This window comes from Treponema zioleckii (genome assembly GCF_014737315.1).
Taxonomy (GTDB): Bacteria; Spirochaetota; Spirochaetia; order Treponematales; family Treponemataceae; genus Treponema_D; species Treponema_D zioleckii.
The window spans coordinates 1-7,499 of record NZ_JPUF01000096.1 but is presented as its reverse complement, the minus strand read 5'-3'; the positions used below and the strand labels follow the sequence as shown (position 1 = coordinate 7,499).

Annotated in this window: 6 protein-coding genes; 4 read left to right on the top strand and 2 right to left on the bottom strand. The window is 47.0% G+C overall.

Translation table 11 applies throughout. From position 1 onward, the window contains the following. The first annotated feature begins 140 nt into the window (after positions 1 to 140). From JI65_RS16055 to aat, 3 genes are read left to right on the top strand one after another with little or no spacing between them, the layout of a single operon-like run. A complete protein-coding gene (locus JI65_RS16055; RefSeq protein ID WP_191018176.1) occupies positions 141 to 449 on the top strand; it encodes an ATP-dependent Clp protease adaptor ClpS in 309 nt (102 codons plus the stop codon). A 2-nt stretch (positions 450 to 451) separates the two neighbouring features. After that, positions 452 to 2,794 carry an AAA family ATPase gene (locus JI65_RS16050; protein ID WP_191018175.1) on the top strand — a complete coding sequence of 781 codons (2,343 nt, stop codon included), beginning with the start codon at positions 452 to 454 and terminating at the stop codon, positions 2,792 to 2,794. After that, complete coding sequence (gene aat / locus JI65_RS16045) at positions 2,769 to 3,575, top strand: leucyl/phenylalanyl-tRNA--protein transferase (protein ID WP_242457279.1); 807 nt, start codon at positions 2,769 to 2,771, stop codon at positions 3,573 to 3,575. The genes JI65_RS16050 and aat overlap by 26 nt, the downstream gene beginning before the upstream one ends. A gap of 43 nt (positions 3,576 to 3,618) precedes the next feature. Here the strand turns inward: aat and JI65_RS16040 are convergent, their stop codons facing one another. Together JI65_RS16040 and JI65_RS16035 are read right to left on the bottom strand one after the other, a co-directional pair. Then, positions 3,619 to 4,893 carry a deoxyguanosinetriphosphate triphosphohydrolase family protein gene (locus JI65_RS16040; protein WP_191018174.1) on the bottom strand — a complete coding sequence of 425 codons (1,275 nt, stop codon included), beginning with the start codon at positions 4,891 to 4,893 and terminating at the stop codon, positions 3,619 to 3,621. After that, positions 4,890 to 6,335, bottom strand: coding sequence for an MATE family efflux transporter (locus JI65_RS16035; protein WP_191018173.1), 1,446 nt, complete (start codon positions 6,333 to 6,335; stop codon positions 4,890 to 4,892). Before JI65_RS16035 ends, JI65_RS16040 begins: the two co-directional genes overlap by 4 nt. A gap of 154 nt (positions 6,336 to 6,489) precedes the next feature. Here JI65_RS16035 and JI65_RS16030 point away from each other — a divergent pair, with 154 nt between their 5' ends. Continuing rightward, positions 6,490 to 7,206, top strand: a complete 717-nt coding sequence (locus tag JI65_RS16030) for a hypothetical protein (RefSeq protein WP_191018172.1) — start codon at positions 6,490 to 6,492, stop codon at positions 7,204 to 7,206. The last annotated feature ends 293 nt before the right edge of the window (positions 7,207 to 7,499 follow it).

The following is a 7,499-nucleotide window of genomic DNA, read 5'->3' as shown; positions in this document are numbered from 1 at the left end:
CTGCGTTTGGTGAACACCTGCAAGTGCTCCCACCCACACGAGAGTTTTCCACCAGGAAAACTCGTAGGAAACGCTAAAACTCAACTCTTTTTCTCAAACTCCACTTGTAGCGTTTCCCTTTGGTCATGTATAGTTTAGTTATGGCATTTGAAAATCAGATTAATGAAATCTCCAACGTTGACGTTGTTTTTGAAGAGCCTCCTTTGTTCAAGGTTATCTTGCTCAATGATGATTTTACGACAAAAGAATTCGTTGTCGAAGTTTTGATGAAAGTTTTTCACAAGAGCGAGAGCGAGGCTATTATGGTTATGGAGTCGGTTCATAAAAACGGCAGAGGAATCGCAGGAATTTATGTTTATGACATCGCCGCAACACGAGCGCAAATGACGATGAAAAGAGCGAGGGACGCAGGTTTTCCGCTCAAGTGCATTTTGGAGAGGAAGGACTAGAATTGGAAGAAAGCGAAGAATTATCAAACATCATCCAAAAAGCATTCGGTTCCGCGCTAGAACGGCATTTTGAATTTCTCACCCCGGAATGGGTTTTGTACGAGGCCCTTGAATCTAAAACAGTATGGAGCATTTTTGCCCCGTGCGATTGCGACATTGAAGGAATTCGTCACGACCTTGGTTTATACGTCACAAAAAACGTACCCGTCCTCACAGAAAGCGAAAACGACATTCCAACAGTCCCGGAAGTGACTTTCGTTCTGAATCAGATTTACCAGAACGCAGAGCTGATTGCCGCCAGTGCCGACAGAAAAATTTTTGACGTGGCCGACATGATTCTTGCAATGCTCGACACAAAAAAATCTTACACGTCGGTAATCCTTACAAAACGCGGCGTGAACAGACTCGAACTTTTGGAGTCGATTACCGCGCACCGCCGAATGATTGAAAGCGGAATGCACTTTATGGACGATTTGGAAGAAATGAATTCCGCAATGCAGGATGACGACGATTTTGAAAATCCTGACTTTATGGACGACGATGATTTTGAATTCGACAACGTAAATTACATCGAAAAATACACGACGAATCTTACCGAAAAGGCAAAGGACAAGACTTTCGGACTTTTAATCGGTCGAGAAGAAGAACTTGAACGAACGATTCATATTCTTTGCAGACTCACAAAAAACAACCCGATTCACGTTGGCGACGCAGGCGTTGGAAAAACGGCCCTGGCTTACGGGCTTGCCCGCAGAATCGTTGACGGAGCCGTGCCCTCAAAACTCGCTGACTACAAAATTTATTCACTCGACCTTTCAAACGTTCTTGCCGGCACAAAATTCCGTGGCGATTTTGAAAACCGAATGACAAAAATCATTCAGGCACTAAAAAAAGAAGAAAAGGCGATTTTGTACATTGACGAAATCCACACAATTGTTGGCGCCGGAGCCGGAAGCAGCGGAAACATTGACGCGGCAAGCATTTTAAAGCCGATTCTTACGGAAGGGCAAATTCGCGTTATGGGAGCCACGACCTACGAGGAATATTCAAAAATCTTCGAAAAAAACCGTGCATTAAGCCGACGATTTCAAAAAGTCGATGTAACCGAACCTTCAAAAGAAGACGCGATACGTATTCTGCAGGGAATCTCGAACCGTTACGAAGAATTCCACAAAGTCCGCTATCCAAAAAAATCACTTGAAGCGGCCGTTGCTCTCTCGATTCAGTATTTGCCGGACAGACGCCTTCCCGACAAGGCGATTGACATTATCGACGAAGCTGGCGTAACGCTGAGCCTTACGAACGAAAAGCTGCCCGAAAAATCAAAAAAACGCGTTACGAGCGTGAACGAAAATTTGATAAAAAGCGTCACGGCAAAAATGGCTCACATTCCGATTGAAAACGTTACAAAAGACGAAAAAATCCTCCTTAAAAATCTTGAGGAAACTTTGCGCTCTCAGATTTTTGGTCAGGATGAAGCCGTAAAAAAACTCTGCACGGCTGTAAAAAAAGCCCGCGCCGGATTCAGGAATCCTGACAAACCAGAAGCGAGCTTCCTTTTTGTTGGTCCGACCGGAGTCGGAAAAACCGAACTCACACGGGTTTTGGGCGACACTCTCTCAGAAAAAATCCTACGCTTCGACATGAGCGAATATCAGGAAGCGTACACCGTGAGCCGTCTGATTGGCTCAGCACCGGGATACGTCGGCTTTGAGAACGGAGGGCTTTTAACGGAATCAGTGCGACAAAATCCGCATTCAATCATTCTTTTTGACGAAATCGAAAAGGCCCACGAGGATATTTTTAACATTCTCCTGCAAGTGCTCGATTACGGAACGCTAACCGGCAATCAGGGACGAAAGTCTGATTTTAGGAACTGCATGATTATCCTTACGAGCAACGCCGGTGCGCGCGACATGGAAAAGCCGCTCGTCGGTTTTGACAGCGGAAACACGAATCAAAATGGGGAAGCTACGTTAAAAGAAGCTGTGAACAAAACATTCAGCCCGGAATTCAGAAACAGGCTCGACGCGATAATTCCGTTCGCTCACCTTGACGAAAAAATCACGCAGAATATTGCCCAAAAAGCAATCCAAAAGATTGGCGAAAGACTCAAAAACAAGAACGTGGAACTTGAATTTGACGATTCGGTAAGCGCACTCATTTCTGCAAAAGGATACAGCCGCGAATTCGGCGCAAGAAACATTTCCCGCACGGCCGAGGAACTGATTGCAACACCGCTCGTAGACGAGTTGCTTTTCGGAAAGCTTTGCGACGGCGGAAAAGTTCGGCTCTTTGTCGAAAAACAGGAGATTTCTTTTGACTTTGCAGCCCCTAAAAAATAACGATTTCCTTTCGACTGCGACGACAGAGGAACTTTTTCCACTTAGAGACGTGCTTGTAAAAATGAAGCCGCTTGCCTTTTTTGCGCCGGGATATTTGGGCGAAGGTTTTAACAAGGATATTGTCGGAATTACGAACGGACTTTCGGTGGAACGGCTTTACTCAGCATACATGCAGGGAATCTTTCCGTGGTTCAGCGAAGACGAGGGTGAACCTGTGGTGTGGTATTCGCCAAGTCCCAGGTTCTGCCTTAGAATCGAAGATTTGCACGTTCCGAAGAGCGTCACAAAATTCTTGAAGCACTCACCGTACACTTACACTTTCGACAAGGATTTTCTGGGAGTTATCAACGGATGCCGAACGATGAAACGTGACGGAGAAAACGGCACGTGGATTGGCCAAAAAATCGTGAACGCTTATTCGACGTTCCACAAGCTCGGTTTTGCGCACAGCGTAGAAGTCTGGAACGGAGACAAATTGGCAGGCGGACTTTATGGAGTCGTAATCGGGAGCGTATTTTTTGGAGAGAGCATGTTCACGATTGAGAGCAACAGTGCAAAAAGTGCATTCGTATTGCTTGCCACAGCTTTTAAAGAATGCGGCGGCAAGTTGATTGACAGCCAGGTGTACACAGACAACATCGCCCGCTACGGAGCAAAGAACATCAGCAGGGACGCTTTCCTTCGCCTTGAGTCCGTTTTTTTGCACGAAGAGTTGACGTGCAATCTAAAAGAGAAATTTTACGAGGTGTGCGAAAGGTTTTCTAATTCAGGCGGGCATTGAACCTGTCAAAGTACAGATTCAAATGCCAATTTAGAATCTTCCGCTAAAACGAAATGATTTCGTTAAAACACTCGATTGCGAACTGGTCGGTCATTCCAGAAATGTATTCAATCACGCATTTTTGGAACGACTCGTTATCAAAAATATCAAAAACAGTCGGCGTTTCGTAGTGCAAAAGTTTCCGTCGGTCTTTTCCCAGAATCGTCGCGTAATTCGAATAGCAAATCAACCATTCCTCAAAAGTCTTTCCGAGATTCGGGTAGGAATTCATGCTGAACGGAATGCGGCCATGCTGGGCGTAAGGCTGAGTCCGCATGAGAGTCGAATAAATCGTCTCCAGCACATTCTGCGCGTATTTCTGAAATTCTTTGAGCCGCCAGTGATTGTAAATGTTCGCGAAACTGAATTTTTTTAGTTCCGTGATGAACCGAGCGTAGCTTTCGGAAAAATAAAGCCCATCTTCCGGCGTGGAATTCTGGCACAAATCTACAATCATATCGTTGATTAAAACAGTCGTGTTCACAGCGCGACCGCTCCGGTGCGAAATCGGCTTTCCGTTTTTCGTGATTCCCAAAGTCTCCGCAACAATCTCGCGAAGCTGACGGTAACTTCCCATATCTAGAATATGATACGTTCTTGCATCCTCAAGGTCTCGCCCCAAAAAAGCGATTTTGTCGCTGAGTTTTACGATGCAGCCTTCCCAGGTGTACGGCTGAACCAGCCCTGGCCGCTTTATGTCATAAAGATTTATCGCGTTGTCGCGAGGCTTTAAGCCCTGCTGGTCAATCTCGCCGCAATGGCAAACAAGCCCGTCACGCACCGCATAAGTAAGGTTCAGAGTCTTTTTGATTCCATTCGGGTCGTCGAGAGTCTCAATAAAATCCGCAAAAAAAAGCGAATTTCTCTCGTGCCAGAATTTTTTTGGAGCGTTCGCGCCCTCTTTTTGCTTCATCAGCGAGTTAAGAATTTCCTCGCCCGCGTGCCCGAAGGGAGCGTGCCCAATGTCGTGCCCGATGGCGATTGCCTGAGTAAGTTCCTCGTTCAAGCCAAGATACTTTGCAATCGTCGCCGAAACAGAGGCAACGTGACCAACGTGCTCGATTCTCGTGCAAACGTGGTCATTGCGGGGAGCAAAGAAAACCTGAGTCTTGTGCCTGAGACGGCGGTAAGCCTTGCAATGAAGGAGACGCGTATAATCCCGCTGAAAATCAGAGCGGATTCCGTTCCCGCGCCCGTAAATCGGCGTTTCGCGCGTAACAGCCTGCTCGAATTTAGGATTCAGTTCGTCCATCTGGACATTCACAAAAGCATTCTTCATTTTTTTAATTCCTCCTCTGAACCGAGCGTCTTAAAAAAGCGAATCACGAACGGAAGCGAAACACACGCCGTCATCAAATCGGAAATTGCCTGCGTGAGCTGAATGCCCAAAAGCCCGATAAAATGCGGAAGCACGAGAATCAAAGGAATAAAGAAAAGCCCTTGCCGCAAGACAGAAGTGAACGAAGCCGCACGTGTCCGCCCAGCCGTTTGAAGCGTCATGTTCGTGGCAAAAATTATCGAATGGAACGGAAGAATCAACGCCTGCGCGCGCATAGCCGTTGAAGCCACAAGAACGACAGCCTCGTTCTTCCTAAAGAACAGCGTGATTTCCGGCGCAAAAATGAACACAACGACCGCAAAAACGGTCATCAGCGAAAAAGTAATCTTCAAAAGGAATTTAAAAGCCTTTCGAACCCGGTCGTATTTTTCAGCCCCAAGGTTCATTCCGCAAACAGGCTGATATCCCTGCCCAAGACCGATTGCAATGGACATCAAAAGCATAAAAACACGGTTCGTAATCGCCATCGCCGCAATCGAACAGTCCGCCGCGGTTATAAGCTTGCCCGTCGTCTCAGAAATCTCGCCCGCGCGGTTAGCAGCCTCAATCACAAGCGGAGAAAGCGCGCCAAAAATCTTGGTCTGAGTGTTCAAAAAAATCATGGCAATAGTGGCCATTCCCTGCCTAAAAAACGACGGAAGACCAGTTTTTATAATCAGAATGTAGTCAGAAATCTTTCTTGAAACATTTTTTACCGAAACCTCGGTGAGCGACTTTTTACGCAAGAACATCGAAAGCAAAATCGTAAAGCTCGTGCACTGACTCACCAGCGTCGCAATCGCCGCCCCCTTGATTCCCAGACCGAACCCAAAAATAAAAAGTGGGTCAAGCGCAATGTTCAGGATTCCGCCAGTCGTAAGCCCCATCATTCCGTACTTGGCCTTGCCCTGAAAGCGGAGCTGATTATTCATTACGAACGAAGTCGCCATGAACGGAGTTCCAATCAAAATGAATTTTGCATAGTCCTTCGCATACGGAAGAATCGTCTCGGTAGCACCAAGCCGTACAATCAGCTGATTCTGAAAAATTATTCCCAGCGTGCCGAGAACCGTTCCGAGCACGAGCGAGCACACAATCGCGCTGGAAGTATATTTGCTGGCAGTCTTTACGTCATTTCCGCCGATGAGCCTAGAAACAATGCTTCCTGAGCCCATGCCGATTGTAAAGCCCACCGCCTGAATCATCGTCATTATCGAAAAAATTATCCCGACCGCACCGCTCGCCGAAGTTCCCAGCTGCGAAACAAAATAAGTGTCCGCAGTATTGTAAAGATTCGTGACGAGCATGCTGATTATCGTAGGAATCGCCAACGAAAGAATCAGCGGCCCCACCGGGCGAGTCGTCATCCTGAAAACAGTGTCATTATTTTTTCGATTTTCCATAAGCAAAATTATAAAAATCAGAAAGCAAAAGTCAACTTATCCACCTTCCCTCCGCCAAGCCTGCCCCCGCAACTTTGTCATTCCGAACCTGTTTCGGAATCTCTTGCATAACAACTTTTTTTTGTATAGTCTAAAATTAATAGGAGACTTTAAAATGAAAAAAATTCTTAGCTTAATCGCAACAGCGGCAATTTCAATTTCGGCATTCGCAGGTGATTTTAGAAACAACCTCACATTCGGATTGCAAATCCCAGTCGAGAGCGTTCAGTTCGAAGCAGACTGGATTGACACAGTAAACAAATACGGAAGCAAACTTGGAGTCACACTCGACGACCAATTCAGCCAGAAAGGAGGGTACGTAAGCTTCGGCTACCTCGGAACCGACCTCAACAGCGGATTCACCTTAAAAGCAGATTTGCAAGCAGGTATCAAATGGCGACCAGAACACATGAACTGGCTCCGCGGAAGCAAACTTGGCTACGGAGTTGCCCTGAACCTCGGAGCCGGATACTCATTCGTGCGAAGCGAAAAATACACTCTAGCCGTAACAGGTAATTTCGGAATCGACTTTTCAAGTTTCGACTCAAAAGTAAGCCTCGATATCGGATCAAAATCATACGGACTCGGCGACATTAGCGAAACACAGATTCTCTACAACGCAGGAACCGACATCTCAGGAATCTATCACGTCACAAGCCACTTCGGCCTTTTCGCAAACCTCGGAATCCGTTACATCTTCGGCGGAAAAATCAACTTCAGCGGCTACGGCTCAACTTCCGACGACACAACCTCACAAATCAATTTCGGCGACCTCGACGTAAGCGGAACATACGCAATAATCCCGACGCTCGGACTCTGCATCACATTCTAAACCAACAGACGCAGGAGGAAAAAATCTTCCCGCGTCATTTTCAGCCCATCTCAATCAGCCCTGACCGGGCCTCATAAAATCCAATTTTCTCAAAAAAAGCCCCCTGCGCACCGCCACGCATATTCGGCTTTGCGCTACGCGGAACAGCCCATGTTCATCCCCCCCCGGTGGTTGAGCCCGCCGAAACCACAAGCGCCCTCCCCCAAAAAGCCCGCCATCCCGAAATTGTTTCGGAATCCACGCCCCATACCGGCAAACGCCTCGCACCGTCAGCAAGCCCCCCTCCCGGAGTG

Bases quoted from the DNA above. Each gene is read 5' to 3' on its own strand.
- JI65_RS16055 (WP_191018176.1), top strand. From the start codon at position 141: ATGGCATTTGAAAATCAGATTAATGAAATCTCCAACGTTGACGTTGTT.
- JI65_RS16040 (WP_191018174.1), bottom strand. From the start codon at position 4,893: ATGAAGAATGCTTTTGTGAATGTCCAGATGGACGAACTGAATCCTAAA.
- JI65_RS16035 (WP_191018173.1), bottom strand. From the start codon at position 6,335: ATGGAAAATCGAAAAAATAATGACACTGTTTTCAGGATGACGACTCGC.
- JI65_RS16030 (WP_191018172.1), top strand. From the start codon at position 6,490: ATGAAAAAAATTCTTAGCTTAATCGCAACAGCGGCAATTTCAATTTCG.